This is a genomic window from Burkholderia sp. MSMB2157WGS (genome assembly GCF_001532755.1).
Classification (GTDB): domain Bacteria; phylum Pseudomonadota; class Gammaproteobacteria; order Burkholderiales; family Burkholderiaceae; genus Burkholderia.
The window spans coordinates 377955-396219 of the sequence record NZ_LPJG01000053.1; the positions used below are offsets into that span (position 1 = coordinate 377955).

Annotated in this window: 13 protein-coding genes; 5 read left to right on the plus strand and 8 right to left on the minus strand. The window is 68.8% G+C overall.

The annotated features are described in order from the left end of the window. Window positions 1-547: 547 nt before the first annotated feature. Window positions 548-1363, plus strand: coding sequence for a response regulator (locus WT53_RS31245; protein ID WP_034209065.1), 816 nt, complete (start codon window positions 548-550; stop codon window positions 1361-1363). A gap of 22 nt (window positions 1364-1385) precedes the next feature. On the opposite strand, the gene WT53_RS31250 is transcribed toward WT53_RS31245, so the two are convergent. Then, a complete protein-coding gene (locus tag WT53_RS31250; protein WP_034209064.1) occupies window positions 1386-3557 on the minus strand; it encodes a TonB-dependent siderophore receptor in 2172 nt (723 codons plus the stop codon). A gap of 276 nt (window positions 3558-3833) precedes the next feature. On the opposite strand from WT53_RS31250, the gene WT53_RS31255 reads away from it, so the two are divergent. The 3 genes from WT53_RS31255 to WT53_RS31260 all read left to right on the plus strand — a co-directional run bounded on the left by WT53_RS31255 (window position 3834) and on the right by WT53_RS31260 (window position 6522). Further along, entirely contained in the window at window positions 3834-4745 is a 912-nt protein-coding gene (locus tag WT53_RS31255; RefSeq protein WP_034209063.1) for a DUF72 domain-containing protein, read from the plus strand. 171 nt (window positions 4746-4916) lie between these two features. Continuing rightward, window positions 4917-5087 (plus strand): hypothetical protein, encoded by a 171-nt coding sequence (locus WT53_RS33950; RefSeq protein ID WP_179949065.1) that lies wholly within the window; start codon window positions 4917-4919, stop codon window positions 5085-5087. Between the two features lie 274 nt (window positions 5088-5361). Beyond that, the gene (locus WT53_RS31260; protein WP_034209474.1) at window positions 5362-6522 is read left to right on the plus strand and encodes an arabinogalactan endo-1,4-beta-galactosidase; all 1161 of its coding nucleotides are present in this window, start codon (window positions 5362-5364) and stop codon (window positions 6520-6522) included. Window positions 6523-6564: 42 nt separating this feature from the next. Here the strand turns inward: WT53_RS31260 and WT53_RS31265 are convergent, their stop codons facing one another. From WT53_RS31265 to WT53_RS31290, 6 genes are all read right to left on the minus strand, one after another. After that, entirely contained in the window at window positions 6565-7878 is a 1314-nt protein-coding gene (locus tag WT53_RS31265; protein WP_034209062.1) for a sugar efflux transporter, read from the minus strand. A gap of 4 nt (window positions 7879-7882) precedes the next feature. Continuing rightward, the gene (locus WT53_RS31270; protein WP_034209061.1) at window positions 7883-9853 is read right to left on the minus strand and encodes a beta-galactosidase; all 1971 of its coding nucleotides are present in this window, start codon (window positions 9851-9853) and stop codon (window positions 7883-7885) included. A 36-nt stretch (window positions 9854-9889) separates the two neighbouring features. Next, window positions 9890-10741: a carbohydrate ABC transporter permease gene (locus WT53_RS31275; protein ID WP_034209473.1), complete on the minus strand. Its 852-nt coding sequence runs from the start codon at window positions 10739-10741 to the stop codon at window positions 9890-9892. Between the two features lie 11 nt (window positions 10742-10752). Continuing rightward, on the minus strand, window positions 10753-11670 hold the full coding sequence (locus tag WT53_RS31280; protein WP_060262668.1) for a carbohydrate ABC transporter permease: 918 nt from the start codon (window positions 11668-11670) through the stop codon (window positions 10753-10755). Between the two features lie 79 nt (window positions 11671-11749). Further along, on the minus strand, window positions 11750-12988 hold the full coding sequence (locus WT53_RS31285; RefSeq protein ID WP_034209059.1) for an ABC transporter substrate-binding protein: 1239 nt from the start codon (window positions 12986-12988) through the stop codon (window positions 11750-11752). Between the two features lie 63 nt (window positions 12989-13051). Continuing rightward, the gene (locus WT53_RS31290) at window positions 13052-14206 is read right to left on the minus strand and encodes an ABC transporter ATP-binding protein (RefSeq protein ID WP_060262670.1); all 1155 of its coding nucleotides are present in this window, start codon (window positions 14204-14206) and stop codon (window positions 13052-13054) included. Window positions 14207-14441: 235 nt separating this feature from the next. Between WT53_RS31290 and WT53_RS31295 the strand changes: the two genes are divergently transcribed. Continuing rightward, window positions 14442-15455 (plus strand): LacI family DNA-binding transcriptional regulator, encoded by a 1014-nt coding sequence (locus tag WT53_RS31295; protein WP_060262672.1) that lies wholly within the window; start codon window positions 14442-14444, stop codon window positions 15453-15455. Between the two features lie 344 nt (window positions 15456-15799). On the opposite strand, the gene WT53_RS33955 is transcribed toward WT53_RS31295, so the two are convergent. Beyond that, a partial coding sequence (locus WT53_RS33955; protein WP_373558461.1) for a beta strand repeat-containing protein occupies window positions 15800-18265 on the minus strand: 2466 nt, incomplete at its 5' end.

Consider the following 18265-nt stretch of genomic DNA (forward strand, 5'->3'; position numbering starts at 1 on the left):
TTCCGCAAACGATTTCGCGCCAGCACCTTCATTCAAGATCTTTTGCCGAGCGGATAAATACTTTGCCAAAGCGGATTCCAATAATTCTTTTCCCTAAAACGCGATCCGAAAACCAGCCGGCCGCACGGCTTCTCACTCGATATACGCGTAAACCACGAGCAATGATGCACGCCGACGTTTCACGCTCCTGTCGCAAACCGCCATTTTCGATAATCACGAAGATGGAATGGTGAGAATGGATCCATCATGTCTGGCCGGATTCCCAATATGCTCCTACAATTCCGCTCGCATCGATTCCGGCAGTCGCGATCGTCGTCCACGCGAGCACGGCGAACCGTCGCGTCCTGCCGATTCGGCGATCAAGACGACGAACGCCGCACGATGCGTCGAGCGGTTGCCGGCCGCGCGGTTCCGCGTCGTCCGGAATCGATGCGAGCGTGCGATGCGCCGGGATGCATCGCCACGCAGCGGCGTCCCACGTTTCCCGCTCACCGGGCAGGCCACCCGCGGAAAACGCAGCCAACCGCCTTTTCACAACAGGTGCACGATGCCTTCATCGATCTCCGCATTGCGCGACGCGCATATCCTGATCGTCGACGATCAACCCGACCAGCTCCGTTTGCTGACCGACATGCTGCGCAGCACGGGATGCCGGATCAGCGTCGCATTCGACGGCGCGCAAGCGTGCCAGCGCGCGCAGGCGCTGATGCCCGACCTGATCCTGATGGACGTGCGCATGCCGCGCATGGACGGCTTCACCGCGTGCCGCCTGCTGGCCGCCGATCCGCTGACGGGCGCGATCCCGATCATCTTCCTGACCGTGGCCGGCGCGTTGCACGAACGGCTCGAGGGGCTGGAGATCGGCGGCGTCGACTATGTGGTGAAGCCGTTCGAGCCGGCGGAGGTGATCGCGCGGATTCGCGTGCAGCTCTCGCGAGCGAAACGCGAACGGTCCGCCGGGACGGAGCCGGCGGAAAGCCCGTTCGCGGGCGGCAACGACGACGACATCATCGTGCGCGCGGCCATCCGCCACCTGTCGCGCACGCTGAACGATCCGCCGACGGTGGAGGAACTGGCGCGTGCGGTCGGCACGCACGAAAAGCGCTTGTCGCGCGCGTTTCGCGACAATCTCGGCCGGACGGTGTTCGAATATCTGCGCTACGAGCGGCTGCGGATCGCGCAGGATCTGCTGGACTCCACGTCGCTCAGCATCGCCAGTATCGCGAAGGAAATCGGCTTTTCCACGCCGGCCAATTTCGCCACCGCCTTCCGCGAACGTTTCGGCATCACGCCGACCGAATGGCGACGCCAGGGCCATGCCGGCGCGCGCACCGCGAGCCGGGAACCGCAACGCCGCGCGTAGGCCGGATGCGACGCGCTCGCGCTCACCAGTTGTATTTCGCGCTCGCCAGCACGGTCCGCTCGTTGCCGAACACGCACACGGCGTACGACTGACAGCCGCTGACGTAGCGCCGGTCGAACAGGTTCGCGACGTTCACCGCGAAACGCCAGCGCGGCAGCTCGTAATGGATCGCGAGGTCGTAAAGCGTCGCGCTCGGCACCGTCAGCGAATTGTCCGGCGCGCCGGCCGATGCGCTCTGGTAGCGCACGCCGCCGCCGATGCCGAAGCCCGCCAGCGCGCCCGTGCGCCAGGTCCAGTCGGCCCACATCGACGCCATCTGCCGCGGCAGCGGGACGGACACCGGCCAGTGGTTCAGCGACGCGTCGTTCGCCTGCACGTTCTTGACGTCCTGATAGAGATACGACGCGACGATCGACAGCTCGCGCGTCACCTGGCCGACCGCGCTCAGCTCGATGCCTTGCGAGCGCACCTTGCCGGTCTGCACCGACGTCGTCGCGGTCGGGTCGAGCGCGACCGGCGTCGGCGTCACGACGTTGGTCTGGTCGATCCGATACACGGCCGCATTCAGCATCAGGTTCCGGCCGGCCGGCTGCCAGCGCAGCCCGGCCTCCGTCTGCGTGCCGCGGGTCGGCTTCGGCAGGCCGCCGCCGTACATCCGCACGCCGATGACCGGATCGAACGACGTCGAATAGCTGACGTACGGCGACAACCCGGCGTCGCCGCGATAGGTGAGCCCGACCCGCCCGGAGAACGCACTGACGTCCTGCTGCGCATGCGTGCCGGCGGCCCGGTCGTCGAACCGCGCATTCACGACGTCCTCGCGGCCGCCGAGCGTCAGCGTCCAGCGACGCCAACGGATCTGGTCCTGCGCATACACGCCGACCGCGTTCATCGCGGTGTACTGATCGACGTGGCCGAGCGACGTCGGGCCGGAGAAGATCGCGGCCGTCACGGGCCGATAGACGGGGTGATACAGGTCGAGCGACGGGGCGAGCGCAAGCAGCACGCTGTTGGTCGTCGTCTGCCGGTCGAACTGCAGGCCGAACAGCAGCGTATGTTCGAGCGGCCCCGTGTCGACGCGCGCCTGCGCACGATTGTCGATGTCGAGCCGGCTGTAGTTGAGCTGGAACAGCCCCGCGAAACGCATCATGTTCGTCGTGCTGCGCGGCGCGAAGCCGTTGCCGAACACCGTCGCATCGTCGAGCGACAGGTGCGACCAGCGCACGTCCTGATGCAGCGTCCAGATCGCGTTCACGCGGTGTTCCAGCGCGTAGCCGAGCGACCATTGCTTCTTGCGGTAGTCGTTGAACGACGGGTCGCCCATGTAGATGTCCTGCGACAGGCGGCCGTTCGGGTTCGGCAGCACCGTGCCCGACGCGGGCAGGAAGTTCGACGAGATGTCGCCGCTGTCCTGCAGGTACGTCGCGGCAAACGTCAGCGACGTGTCGGCGTTCGGCCGCCACCGGAACGACGGCGCGAGCGCGACGCGCCGGTCGCCGTTCGGGCCGGTCACCGCGTTGCCGTCGCGCGCGACGCCGACGAAGCGGTACGCAGCCTTGCCGTCAGGGTCGAGGCTGTCGCCGACATCGAGCATGGCCTGCTTGCGCGCATCGTTGCCGAGCTGCACGCCAGCTTCGCGCACGCGCGCACCGTCGGCGCGCTTCGTCTGCGCGTCGACGATCGCGCCCGGCTCGCCCGCACCGTACAGCACCGACGTCGGCCCGCGCAGCACCGCGATCGAATCGATCGTGTACGGATCGACGCGCCAGTTCGCGATCACGGCCGTGTTCGGCGCCGGCAGGCCGTCGACGTACAGCGTCGGCGTGAAGCCGCGCAGCGCCGCATACCAGTCGGTGCGGCTGTCGGAGCCGAACGTCGCGAAGCCGGGCACGTAGCGCAACGCCTGGTTCAGGTCGGCCGCGCCGGTCATCTCGATCTGTTGCGCGGTGACGATGTCGATCGTTTGCGGAATCTCGATGATCGGCGTGTCGGTCTTGGTGCCGGTGGCGGTGCGCCGCCCGACGAGCCCGACGGCCGAAGCATCGGCCGGCCCTCGCACGTCGATGGCCGGCAGCACGGCCGCCGCCCCCGGCGCCGATGCCTGCGCGTGCGCACCGCCCGCGGCGGCCGCGCACCACGCTGCGCCTGCCGCGATCGCCATCGCGCGCCGCCCCGTCCCTGTCTCCGTCCACATCGTCTCGATACTCCGTCGTGCTGGGTTGGCCCGTTCGGCCGGATCGACGAACCGTGTATTGCCCGGTCCGTCCGGTGGTGTCGTGATTGCCGTGCCCGGCGAACGCAGTGAAGCGGGGATCGGTGCGCACCGACCGATTGCGCCGTTCGCGAGCGCAGCGATCATACCGGCCGAACGTGGCGCGGTCTTTAAAAAAAGAATTGGACCGACGGCGGCGGCACGCATCTTGCGCGTCGCCCGAACCGCATCAGGGACCCGGCGCAGCCGGGCATCGACGTGACACGCACATCCGGCAGGATTCACATCGGCATTTCAGGCTGGCGCTACCCGGGCTGGCGGGGGACGTTCTACCCTGCCGACCTGAAGCAGGCCGGCGAGCTGCGGTATGCAGCGGGCCAGATGCAGACGATCGAGATCAACGGCACGCACTACAGCCTGCAAGCGCCGGACAGCTGGCGGCGCTGGTATGCCGAAACGCCGCCGGGGTTCGTGTTCAGCGTCAAGGGTTCGCGCTACCTCACGCACATCCTGCGTTTTCGCGACGAGACCGCCACGGTCGCGTGCGCGAATTTTTTCGCCCAGGGGCTGTTCGCGCTGAAGGAGAAGCTCGGGCCGCTGCTGTGGCAATTCCCGCCGTCGCTGCGTTTCGACCCGGCGCACATGGAGCGCTTCCTGAGCCTGCTGCCGCACGATACGGAAGCCGCGCTCGCCCTCGCCCGCCGGCACGATTCGCACGTCCGGGCGCCATATCTGGAGATCGACCGCAAGCGAGCGTTGCGTCACGCGGTGGAAGTGCGGCACGACAGCTTCGTGGATCCGGCGTTCGTGAAACTGCTGCGCCGCCACAAGGTCGCGCTCGTCGTGTCGGATTCGACCGAGGCGTGGCCTCAGTTCGAGGATCTGAGCGCGCGGTTCGTGTACATGCGGCTGCACGGCACCGAAACGAAGTATTCGGGCGAATACGCCGACGCGGCGCTCGAGCGATGGGCACGCCGGATCGACACGTGGAGCCGGGGCGCGCAGCCCGACGATGCGCGTCTTGCCGCACCGGCGCTGCACCCGCCACGCGCGGCGACGCGCGACGTGTACTGCTATTTCGACAACGACACGAAAACGCAAGCGCCGTTCGACGCCAGGCGGCTGATGGCGCGGCTCGGGCTGCACGCGCATGACACGGCGGCCGAATGAAGCGGCCGGCAAACTGCACGCCGAACATGCCGCCGGAAACCGCGAGGCCGGGCGCGAAAGATGCTCCGGTGCTGCCGGATCGCACGTCCTCGTCGCGCGCACCGCGCGCCCGGTAAATTTTTCACGACCGGCAACCGGCGCCATGGGCCAACACTGCAAGGAGAAAAAGCGATGACCCTGCTCATCTACCTGGTCGGATGGATCATTTTCATCGGCGGCGTCGTCTGGGGTTTGATGACGCTGCACGTCGCCCAGCACATCATCGAGATCGTGGCCGTCATCCTGTTCGGCATCGCGGTCATCACCGGCGCGACGCGCGCCCGGAATCGCGACCGCTCGTAGCAGGGCGCCGGCGCGTGCCCGCCCCGCACGGTCGGACGGCATCGTCCGGATTCCTCACGTACGTCGCTGGCCGTTTCGTACGCACGGCGGGACGCCGGGAAGGCAGGCGCCTCCGCGCCTCACCAGATAGTAGGCAACGCATGCGTCCTTTGCGTCGGCGGCAGCGGTTGCGCTACGCTCGATTCGGCCTCACGTAGAGGCCGAAATTTAAGCGCTTAAACTTTTGATGCCGGCGATCCCGCACCCGACGGGATCCCTCACCTGGAGGATGACGATGAACAGACGATCGATGCTGAGCTGGAGCGTTTCGACCGCGGCACTTGCCTGTCTCGACCTGGCCGGCCCGCTGCCGGCCTTCGCACAGGCCGTCACGCGTGCCGCAGGCAGCGCCCCGTTCGCGATGGGCGCCGACGTGTCGACGCTACCGGAACTCGAGGCGCACGGCGCGCAGTACTTCGACCGCGGGCACCCGCGCGACTGCCTGAAGATCCTGCACGCGCACGGCGTCGATTCGATCCGCATCAAGGTATGGAACGATCCGGGCAATCCGGACTTCTTCCCCGCGAACCAGAGCGCCCCGGCCGGCTACAACAACGCGGCTCATGTCGTTGCGCTCGCCAGGCGCGCGGCCGCGCTCGGAATGCGCATCCTGATCGATTTCCACTACAGCGACTGGTGGGCCGACCCCGGCAAGCAATACCCGCCGCATGCGTGGGCCGGCAAGAATCTCGCCGAGACGTGCGCGCTGCTGTCGGCTTATACGACCGACGTGCTGCGCCAGTTGCAGCGCGCCGGCGTGCGGCCCGAGTGGGTGCAGATCGGCAACGAGATCACGGGCGGCATGCTGTGGCCGCTCGGCCGCTACGACCAGTGGGACAACCTCGCTCAATTGCTGAAGGCGGGCCGCGATGCGGTGAAGGCCGTCGACCCGCGCATCAAGGTGATGCTGCACATCGACAGCGGCGGCGACAACGCGAAAAGCCGCTGGTGGTTCGACAGCGCGACGCAACGCGGTGTCGCATTCGACGTGATCGGCCTGTCGTATTACCCGCAGTGGCAAGGCGCGCTCGACGACCTGCGCAACAACGCGAACGATCTCGCGGTGCGCTACGACAAGGAACTGATCGTCGTCGAGACCGCGTATCCGTGGACCACCAGCGACGGCGACTCCGAGCCGAACGCGATGACGAACACGGGCTCGACCGCGTTCCCGCCGTCGCCGGCCGGGCAGGCGCAATTCCTCGCGGCGGTCGTCGATATCGTGAAGGGGGTGCCGGGCCGTCGCGGCGCCGGCGTGTTCTGGTGGGAGCCGGAGTGGATTCCGACGCCGGGCGTCGGCTGGAAGGTCGGCGCGGGCGATCAGTGGGACAACAACACGCTGTTCGACTTCCACGGCCACGCGCTGTCGTCGCTCGACGCATATCGCCAGCGCTGACGCGGCACGGCCGCCGGCATCACCGCACCGGCGTATCGCGCGTCAGTGCGGTGCATCGACACGGCGGCGCGCAGGCGCCGCCGTGTCGCTTGTGCCGCTCGTGCCGCTTGCGCCACCGGCCCGGCCGCGCTCGCCGCGCGCATCCCGGGCGAGCAGCGCGAACGCGACGAGCGCGAGCCCGCAACAGCCCGCGAACGTCGCGCGATAGCCGAACAGGTCGACGCACGCGCCCGACAGCACGCCCGACGCAATCGAGCCGACGCGCGCGGTGCTGAAGAACATCGCGGTGGCGGTGCCGGGGCGCGTGGGCATCAGGTCGCATACGCGCGTCATCCCGAGGCACGACGTGATCGCGACCACGCATGCGCTCAGCAACTGCAGCGGCAGGATCGCATCGACCCGCGACACCGCCGCGAGCCCGACGAAATACGCCGCATGCACGAGCGCACACGCCGTCAGCCAGCGCGCCTTGTCGAGCCGCGTCGACCGGATGCCGAGCCACAGCATCATCGGAATCTCGAGCAATGCGGCCAGGCCGAGCGCCGCCGATACGTTCGTCGGCGTGCCGCCGAGTCCGCGCACGATGTAGAGCGGCAGCACGATCATCGTCGCGTTCGCCGCGAGCCCCATCAGCGTGAGCGCGACGAGAGTCCGCAGCACGCGCGCGCGCGGCGCGACGACGGCCGCCGTCGCGTCGTCCGGCGCTGCCGCGGTGCGATCGACTGCGCGCGCATGCGTCGCCGCGGGCCGCCGCACGGGCTCCGGAATCCGCGCGACGATCGCCGCGCATGCGACGAAGCCGGCGGAAGCGGCGAGAAAGAGTCCGGCGAAACCCGTCTGCGCGAGGATCAGCGCGCCGAGCGCAGGACCGAATACCCATGCGATCGATAGCATCGTGCGCAGCGCGGCCGACGCGAGTTCGCGCTGCGCGTCGTCGGCGACGGGCAGCACCGCGCGCGCGAACGAGAAGATCTGCGACAGCGACACGGCGCCCGCGCCGAGCAGGATCGTGCCGGCGGCGATCACCGGTCCGTGCGCCCGCAACATGCACAGCAGCGCGAAGCCCAGCGCGGCCGCCGCGAGCGACACGACGAGCAGCGGCCGGTGCCGGTCGCGGCGATCCGACCAACGCCCGGCCCACGTGCTCGCGACGACCCCGCTCGCCGCGATCAGCGTCATGAACACGCCCGCGAGCAGCGGCGACATCCCCGCCGCTTCCACGCCGAACAGCGACAGGTACGGCGCGGTGAACGACATCGCGACGCCGAGCAGCAGCGCCGCCGCGGACAGCGGCACGAAATGCGCGATCCCCGCCAGGCGCGCGAAATGCAACCGCAGCGACCGCAACGACTGCATCGCGTCAGTCCGGCTCGACCCACGCGGCAACGTCCACCGCGCCAAGTTCCCGACCGCCGAGGACGAAGCGCGCACCGTCCGGCACGGGCAGCGTGCACGGCGCGTCGCCGTAGTTGAACGCGAACGTTACGCGCCCGCGTCGACGCAACCGCACGCCGTCCGGCAGCGCGCGCATCGAAAGGCCGGCATCGCGTGCGCAGCGGGCAACGATCGCGCGCAACAGCGTCCGGTCGAAACAGGCCGTCGCCATCGTGACGCCACCGCGCCGCACGAGCACCGGCACACCGTCGTCGCATGCGGCGAGCACGTCGATGCCGGCCGTCGATTCCATGTCGATGTGATCGCGCCATTTCAGCGCATGGCCGTCGACACCGTCGAGCGACACCCGCGGCGCGAGCGACGGCCGCAGCGATTCGACCTGGCCGATCCGCACCGGCAGCACGTCGCGCAGCCTGCCCGGTGCGAGACCCGGCGCGATCGCGAACTCCGCGGTGCGCGAGCCCGTGCGCGGCCCGAACAGCCAGTGCGCGCGTCCGCTCGCGGCCTGCTCGACGATGCGCTCCGTCACGACCGGCAGCGTCGGCGCGACGACGAACGCATAACGCGACACGTCGGCATCGGCCGCAACGATGTCGACGTCGAGACCCAGCTCGCGCAACGCGCGATACCAGTCGAACGCGTGCTGCTGATAGTCGAAATCGGCGCCGTGCGGCTGGATCCGGATCATCCAGTCGGCCTCGTAGTCGAACAGCAGCGCGACGCGCGCCGTCTCGCGCTCGCCGACGACGAGCGCAGGATCCAGTGCGGCGATCTCGCGTGCGACGCGCGCCACTTCATGACCGCCCGGCGACAACCGGTCGTCCGGTGCGTTGAGCCCCGAGTGCAGTTGCTCCTGCGCGTGCGGATACTGCCGCCAGCGGAAATACGACACGAGTTCCGCGCCGTGCGCGAACGCTTCCCACGTCCACATCCGCACCGCGCCCGCGTGCGGCACCGGGTTGTACGGCCCCCAGTTGACGGGCCCCGCCTGTTGCTCCATCACCCACATCCGGCCGTTGCCGACGCCGCGATACAGGTCGTGCGAGAACGCCGACACGTCCGGATGCCCGGTGCGGGCCCAGCGTCGCTTGTCGGCTTCGTCGAGCGGCAACACTTCGGTACGCGGCACCGGATAGCTGTCCCACGCGGCGACGTCGAGCCCGCCTCGCGCGAACGCGTAGTGGTCGAACTCGGCGAAAAAGCCCATGAAGTTGTGCAATACGTCGCGGCCCGGCGCGTGCGGACGGATCGCGTCGACCTGCGCGGCATGGAACCGCGCGACCGCGTCCGACTGATAGCGCCGGAAGTCGAGCAGATGCGCGGGATTCGCGTCGGTCGGCGTATGGCGCGGCAGTTCGATCTCGTCGAAGCCGCGATACTCCATGCTCCAGAACACGTTGCCCCACGCGCGGTTCAGCGCGCCGATATCGCCGTAACGCGCGGCGAGCCACGCGCGAAAGCCTTCGAGCGCCGCCCGCGTATAGCTGGGCAGCGTGTTGTGGCAGCCGAGTTCGTTGTCGGTCTGCCACGCGATCACCGCCGGATGTGCGCCGTAGCGCCGCGCCATCGCGTCGGCGATGCGCACGCAGTGCTCGCGATACACGGGGCTCGCGATGTCGTAATGGCGACGCGAGCCGAACTGCCACACCGCGCCGTCCGCGCCCACCGGCAGAATCTCCGGGTGGCGATCGATGAGCCACTTCGGCGGCGCGGCGGTCGGCGTGCCGAGCACGATCTTCAGCTGCCGGCGCGCGAGCGTGTCGATCGCGTCGTCGAGCCACGCCCAGTCGTAGCGGCCCGGCTCCGGCTCCATCCGGCTCCACGCGAATTCGGCGATCCGCACGCGGGTCAGGCCCAGTTCGGCCATGCGCCGCGCATCGCGATCCCATTGTTCGCGCGGCCAGTGTTCGGGGTAGTAACAAACGCCGAGATGCATCGTGGATTCCTTGCTGAAGAAAGAGGATGGGACGGATCAGCCCTTGGTCGCGCCGAACGTGAGCCCCGCGACGAAGTGCTTCTGCATCGCGAAGAACATCGCGACCGACGGCAGCGCGGCGAGCACCGAGCCGGCCGACACGATGTTCCAGGCCGTCGTCCACTGCCCTTTGAGCGCGGCGACGCCGACGGTGATCGGCGCCGCGTCGTCGCCTTGCGTGAGGCACAGCGCCCAGAAGTAGTCGTTCCACACGAACGTGAACACGAGGATCGCGAGCGCCGCGAGCGCGGGCCGCACGAGCGGCAACACGACGCGCCAGTAGATCGCCCACTCGGACGCGCCTTCGACGCGCGCGGCCTCGATCAGCTCGAACGGCAGCTCGCGGATGAAGTTGCGCAGGAACAGCGTGCAGAAGCCGGTCTGAAACGCCGTATGGAACAGCACGAGCGCCCACACGGTGTTGTAGAGCCCGACGCCGAGCATGATCTGGCGCACCGGAATCATCAGAATCTGGATCGGCACGAAGTTGCCGGCGACGAACAGCCCGAGCAGCACGAGATTGCCGCGGAAGCGGTAGTTCGCGAGCGCGTGTCCGGCGAGCGACGCGAGCAGGATCGACGCGGCGACCGACGGCACCGTGATCAGGATGCTGTTCGCGAAGTAATGCAGCATCGGCGTCTGCGTGAGCGCGGCGCCGTAGTTGTCGACCAGCGCGAACTGCTTCGGCCAGTCCCAGTAACGACCGGCCGCGATCTCGTCGGTCGAGCGGATCGACGTGACGAGCACCGCGAGCAGCGGCACGAGCCACAGCACGAGCGCGCACGGCAGCGACAGCCGGTACAGCAGACGGGCGGGACGTCCCCAGCGGGACACGGGCATCGGATACATGTTGGTCATCCTTACGACTCGACGCGCACCAGCTTGCGAAGCTGCCACACGATATAGACGAGCATGATCGCGAACAGCACGACCGCAATCGCGGCCGAATAGCCTTCGCGGTAATACTTGATCGCCTGATCGACCATGAAATACGCGAGCACGGTCGAGCTGTCGAACGGGCCGCCGCCCGTCATCACCGAGATCAGGTCGAAGCTGCGCAGCGCGCCGATCACGGTCAGCACGACCGCCATGAACGTCGCGGGCCGCAATTGCGGCAGGATCACGTGCCACAGCAGCGTGAAGCCGCGCGCGCCTTCCATCCGCGCCGCTTCGACGATCTCGCCGTTGATGCCGGTCAGCCCGGTCAGGTAGAGAATCATGCAGAACGGAATCTGCGGCCACAGCGCCGCGGCGATCACGCCGTAGGTCGCATAGCGCGGATCGCCGAGCACCGGGATCCCGTGCCCGACGATCAGCTTCAGCAGCCCGAACGTCGGATCGTAGAACCACGAGAACACGAGCCCGACCACGACGCCCGGCAGCACGAACGGCGCGAAGAACAGCGACTTCACGAGCCGGATGCCGAACACGTTCTGGTTCAGGTACAGCGCGAGCGCGAGGCCGAGCGGCGGCGCGGCGAGAAACAGCACGAGCCACAGCACGTTGTTCTTCAGCGCGACGTAGAACGTGTCGGACTGCAGCAGCTCGCGATAGTTGTCGAGCCCGGCGAACGTCATCGGCGTCATCCCGTCCCAGTGATGGAAGCTCAGCCAGATGCTGCTGACGATCGGGTACAGCACGAACACGGTGAAGAGCGCGAAACCCGGCAGCACGAACCACCGGGCCGCACGGTTGCGCCGCCGCGCGAGCGACGCGCGCGCATGCCGCCGCGGGCCGGCATCGCGGCGCGCGGCGCTTTCTGACAGGCTGGTTGACATGAGGTGACCTTCGACGAAACGAACTTAAAGGTGGCGACGAAGCGCCGGACCGGCCGCGCCGGCCCGGCCGCGCGGCGCATTACTTGCGGTAGATGCGCTTGCGGGTCTGCTCGAGGCGCTGCAGGATCGCATCGAGCTGCGTCGGATCGGACAGGAACTGCTGCATCGCCTTCATCCCCTCGTCGGCCATTTCCTTCGTCATGTCGCGGTCGTAGAACTGCGCGATTCCGCCCGGCGTCGTCGCGAGCGTGCGGAAGCCGATCTTCGAGATCGGATCCTGCGGCTCCGGCGCCTTGTTGTTCGACGGCAGTTGCCCCATCCCCTTCGCGAACTCGCCGCTCACCGCCGGTTGCCCCATGAACGCGAGGAAGCGGCGCGCATCGGCCTTGTTGTGCGCCTTCGCGGGGACGATCAGCACGTTGACCGGGCCGTCCTCCGCCAGCGGCACCGATGCGTCGATCGCCGGGAAGCGGAAGAAGCCGATCGGGTTGCGCGTCGCGCTCAGCAGTCCTGCCGAATACCAGGTGCCCATCAGCGTCATCGCGGCCTGGCCGTTGACGATCAGCGGGCTCAGCGAATCGACGTCGTAGGACAGCGCGTTGTCGATGAAATACTTGTCGTCGATCAGCTTCTTCCATGCCGCGTACACCGCGCGCACGCGCGGGTCGGTATAGGCGACGTCGCCGGCCATCAGCTTCTGGTGGAACGCATAGCCGTTGATCCGCAGGTCGAGGTAGTCGAACCACGCGGCGAGCGTCCACGCATCGCGCGCAGCCACCGCGATCGGCGCGATGCCGGCCGCCTTCAGCTTGCGGCATGCGTCGAGAAACTGCGGCCAGTCGGCCGGCTCGCCGTGAATCCCCGCCTTCTCGAACAGATCCTTGCGGTAGAACAACCCGTACGCGTCATAGCCGAGCGGCAAACTGTAGAGCTTGCCGCCGTAGGTCGACGACTGCTTGACGGACGCATACGTGTCGTTCCAGCCGTTCTTCTGCCAATCCGCGCTCAGGTCCTCGATCAGCCCGCGCTTCGCGAAATACGCGAGCCGTTCGCCGTTGTTCCAGCTCAGCACGTCGGGCGGATCGGTCGCGAGCCACCCGGACATCTGCACCTTGTACGCCTCCTCGCCGACGTAGCTGACCTTCAGGTCGATATCCGGATTCGCCTTGTGGAACTGGTCGAACGCTGCCTGCCACGTCGCGCGCTGGTTGCCGCGCGCGGCGACGTTCACTTTCAGCGTGCCCGCGTCGGCCATGCCCGCGGCGCACGCCGCGGCAGTCGTCAGGGCAAGCAGCAGTCGGCTCGCACGAAGTCTCATCGTTGTCTCCTGGTATTGGTGTGTCGAATGCCGCGTCGCACGCGGCGGCTCGGCATTGCGCCGTTACGCGAACGCCGCTTCGGCGTGAAGGGCCGGCAATGCGATGCCGGCTTCGTCGAAAAGGTGACAGCTCGACGGCGGCATGCGGAACGCATGGCGCTCGCCGCGCCGCAACGCGGCCTGCCCGGGCAGTTTCGCGAGTAGCGGCACGCCGTCGGGCTGGTCGAGATGCACGTACGCGGCTTCGCCGAGTTGCTCGACGAGCGCGACGTCGCGGACGATCGACGGCCAGCCGGCCTCGCCGGACGCCGCGACCGTCAGGTGCTCGGGACGGATCCCGAGTGTCACGCGCGCGCCGCGGCCGACGTGGCGCGGCAGCGGGCGATCGCGCAGCGTCAGCGTTTCGCCGGAGCCTTCCAGCGTCAGCCGACAGCCGTGCGCATCGCCCGCGTCGACGATCGCCGGCAGAAAGTTCATCCGCGGCGAGCCGATGAAGCCCGCGACGAAGCGGTTGGCCGGCCGGTGATACAGCTCGAGCGGTGCACCGGCCTGCGCGATGCTGCCGAAGCGCGCGACGTCGTCGCCCGCGTGCAGCAGCACGATCCGGTCGGCCAGCGTCATCGCCTCGATCTGGTCGTGCGTGACGTAGACCGAACTCGATTGCGTGAAGCGCGCGTGCAACCGCGCGATTTCGACACGCGTCTGGCCGCGCAGCGTCGCGTCGAGGTTCGACAGCGGCTCGTCGAACAGGAACACGCGCGGCTCGCGCACGATCGCGCGGCCGATCGCGACGCGCTGCCGCTGCCCGCCCGACAACGCCTTCGGCTTGCGATCGAGCAGCGCTTCGAGCTGCAGCACGCGCGCGGCCTCGATCACGCGGCGGCGGATCTCGTCCTTCGGCGTGCCGGCGATTCGCAGTCCGAAACCGATGTTGTCGAACACGGTCATGTGCGGAAACAGCGCATAGCTCTGGAACACCATCGCGACGCCGCGCTCCGCGGGCGGCGTGTCGTTCATCCGTGCGCCGCCGATCCGCAGCTCGCCCTCCGTCACGTCCTCGAGCCCGGCGATCATCCGCAACAGCGTGGATTTTCCGCAGCCCGACGGACCGAGAAACACGCAGAATTCGTGCGACGCGATCTCGAGGTTCACGTCGCGCAGCACCGGCGCATGGTCGCCGTAGCGCTTCGAGACATCCTTCAATGAAATGGCGGTCATCGCGCTCTCCTTTCGCCGGTCACACGCATCGGACCGAAAAATTTAAACGCTTAAATTTCTGTGGCGCGATTCGCCCGGTTCGCCGTACCATGTCGTCTCCTTCCTCTGATGTGTCGAGAAATTAGCGTATCGGCCGTCCCTGTGCAACTTGTGGGACGCACTCCCAGAATATGAGCAGACACTTCCCCGCCTTGCTGTCCTCGCGCGGCGCTGCCCGGCCGGCCGGAGCCCGCGCATGGTGACGCTCGCGCAAGTCGCGCGGCGCGCGAACGTCACCGCGGCGACCGTCTCGAACGTGCTGCGCAATCCGCAGAAGGTGAAGCCGGCGACCGTCGAGCGCGTGATGGCCGCGATCCGCGAACTCGGGTATCGGCCGAACCTGACCGCGCGCGCGCTCGCGGAGGGCCGCACGTCGACGCTCGCGCTGATGCTGTCGAACATCACGAACCCGTTCTATCCGGAGTTCGTGCTGGCCGCCGAACGCGAGGCGCGCAAGCGCGGCCATTACCTGCTCGTGTCCAATACCGACGACGATCCGGCGATCACGCGCAACTACCTCGAGCGGATCGCGGGGACGCTCGCGGCCGGTGCGATCGTGATGAACACCGATCTCGCCGAAGCGGAACTCGCCGACATCGCCCGTCACGGCGCATCGATCGTGCTGTGCATGTGGGAACACGTGCATGCGTCGCGCACGCTGCCGTGCGTGACCGTCGATTTCGCGGCGGCGGGCGCGCTGGCGGCCGCGCATCTGTCCGGTCTGCGGCATCGCACGTTCGGCGCGCTCGTGGGCAAGGGTTCGGGCGGGCCGCAGTCGGTGCGGCTGCGCGGTTTCGCCGACGAACTCGCGGCGCGCGGCCATCCGGCACATGCGCTGACGACCGTGTCGGCGCACGACTCGATCGAAGGCGGCTACGAAGCCGCCGCCGCGCTGCTGCGGGAGCAGCCGGGCCTTACCGCGCTGTTCGCGACCAACGACCTGATGGCGATCGGCGCGATGCAGGCCGCCGCCGATCTCGGCCTGCGCGTGCCGGCCGATCTGTCGGTGGTCGGCATGACCGATATCCAGCTCGCCCACCAGTTCCGCCCCGCGCTCACGACCGTACGGTTCCCGACCGCGCAGATCGCCGCGCGGGCGATCGCGCTGACGCTCGACATGATCGACGGGATCGAGCCGGGCACGGCCGTGCATACGATCGGCGCACCCGAGCTGGTCGTGCGCGAATCGACCGGGGTGGCGCCGGACTGACGGTTCGGTGTCCATACGTTTGCGGCTGCGGCGTGCGGCGTATGCGTCGGGAATGAACGAAGTGGCGTCGGTCCCGCGGTTGCCGTTTTCTCGTTCGACGAAGGCGGAAACGGACATCGCTCCCGTCGACGCGCGGCGAACCGATGCAGACGGGAAGAGGTCGGGAAGCCCGAGATGGAGGCATCCGACGCAACGGCTCCCCGAAACGCAAAATGGCGCGTCACCGAGCCAACGCCGCGCGAGTCGGCACGATTCGTCGTCCCGCCGGCGTTGTGGATGACGCGCCTGAGGTGTGAAGATGCGCGACCGCCCGGAGCATGCAGCGGCCGCGATATCGACGTCGCCTACTTCTTGATCACCGGAACGGTGAGCGAAGTGACGAGCGACGTCACGGGTGCCAGCAAACCACCCGACGAACTGCCTCCGCCTTGCGCGGAATTGCCGTTCAGCGAAACCGCCAGCGCGGGGACGACGCCGGCCACCGACCCGACGGCCGAACCGACCGATTGCACCGCCGCGTTGGCGATCGTCGCGCCGCCGGAGATGAGCGCCCCCGCGGCGTTCGTGACACCACCGACCGCACCGGCTGCCGTACCGCCATTGAGCGCGACACTCAGTGCCGGAAGGGTCCCGGCGACCGCGCCGGCGGTGCCGGTCACGGTGTGCGCGAGCGAACCCGCCAGGCCTGTGGTGACCGTCGCGAGCGAGCCCGCCGCACCGGTTGCGCCGGAGAGCGCACCGGATCCGGAGCCGACGACGTTGCCAGCGCCGCTTGTGGCGGATCCGATCAGCGACGTGACGGTCGATGCGATCGGTGCGATCGCCGCGGTGCCGCTGCCGGCGAGGCCGGTTACCGCGCCGGACGCTGCGCCGATCGCACCGGTGGCTGCGCCGACCGGCAACGAGCCGCCGAGATTGCCGACGATGCTCGTGATCGGCGTGATCAGCGCGCCGCCGTTGCCCGCGACACCGGTGACGGCGTTGACGACGCCCGTGCCCGCGTTGGCGACCGTGCCCACGAGGCCGCCGAGACCGCCGGCCGCGCCGCCGGCACCGCCCACTGCGCCGGCCAGCGTTCCGACTGCACCGGTGGCCGTGTTGCCGACCGTGCCCACGACGCCGCCGAGACCACCGGCCGCGCCGCCGACACCGCCCACTGCGCCAGCCAATGTTCCGACTGCACCGGTGGCCGTGTTGCCGACCGCGCCCACGACGCCGCCAAGACCACCGGCCGCACCGCCGACACCGCCCACTGCGCCAGCCAATGTTCCGGCCGCACCGGTTGCCGAGTTGGCTACCGTGCCTACGATGCCGCCGAGACTGCCGAGGCCTCCGGTCGCACCGCCGCCGACACTACCCGCTGCGCCGGCCAGCGTTCCGACTGCACCGGTGGCCGTGTTGCCCACCGTGCCCACGATGCCACCGAGACTGCCGGTCGCACCGCCGATACCATCTGCTGCGCCGGCCAACGTCCCGACTGCACCAGTTGCCGAGTTGGCCACCGTGCCGACGATGCCGCCAAGACCGCTGGTCGCGCCGCCAGCACCGCCCACTGCGCCGGCCAGGGTTCCGACTGCACCGGTGGCCGTGTTGCCCACCGTGCCCACGATGCCACCGAGACTGCCGAGGCCTCCGGTCGCGCCTCCACCGACACCGCCCACTGCGCCGGCCAACGTCCCGACAGCGCCTGTTGCCGAGTTGCCGACCGCGCCCACGACGCCGCCGAGACCGCCCGCGGCGCCGGCCAGCGTTCCGGCTGCGCCTGTTGCCGAGTTGGCTACCGTGCCGACGATGCCGCCGAGACCGCCGGCCGCGCCGCCGGCACCGCCCACTGCGCCGGCCAGCGTTCCGACTGCACCGGTGGCCGTGTTACCGACCGTGCCCACGATGCCACCGAGACCGCCGGTCGCACCGCCAGCACCACCTAGCGCGCCAGTCAACGTTCCGACTGCACCAGTGGCCGTGTTCGCTACCGTGCCGACGACGCCACCGAGACCACCGGTCCCGCCACCGACACCGCCCAAAGCACCAGTCAGCGTTCCAACTGCACCCGTCGCCGTGTTCGCGACCGTGCCGACAACGCCACCGAGACCACCGGTCCCACCGCCGACACCACCCAGCGCACCAGTCAGCGTTCCGACTGCACCCGTCGCCGTGTTCGCTACCGTGCCGACGACGCCACCGAGACCACCGGTCCCACCGCCGACACCACCCAGCGCACCAGTCAGCGTTCCGACTGCACCCGTCGCCGTGTTCGCTACCGTGCCGACGACGCCACCGAGACCACCGGTCCCACCGCCGACACCACCCAGCGCACCAGTCAGCGTTCCGACTGCACCCGTCGCCGTGTTCGCTACCGTGCCGACAACGCCACCGAGGCCACCGGTCCCACCGCCAACACCGCCCAAAGCGCCAGTCAGTGTTCCGACTGCACCCGTGGCCGTGTTCGCTACCGTTCCAACGACACCGCCAAGGCCGCCGGTCCCGCCACCACCGATGCCACCCAGTGCGCCGGTTACCGTACCGACCACACCGCCAAGACCGCCAGCCGGATCGCCAACTCCACCCAAGGCACCCGTCACCGTGCCGACTGCGCCGCTTGCCGCGTTGCCCACCGTTCCGACAACGCCACCGAGACCACCAGTCCCACCACCGCCGACACCACCCAGCGCGCCGGTCAGCGTTCCGACTGCACCCGTCGCCGTGTTCGCGACCGTTCCAACGACACCGCCGAGGCCGCCGGTCCCGCCACCACCGATGCCACCCAATGCGCCGGTTACCGTACCGACCACACCGCCAAGACCGCCGGC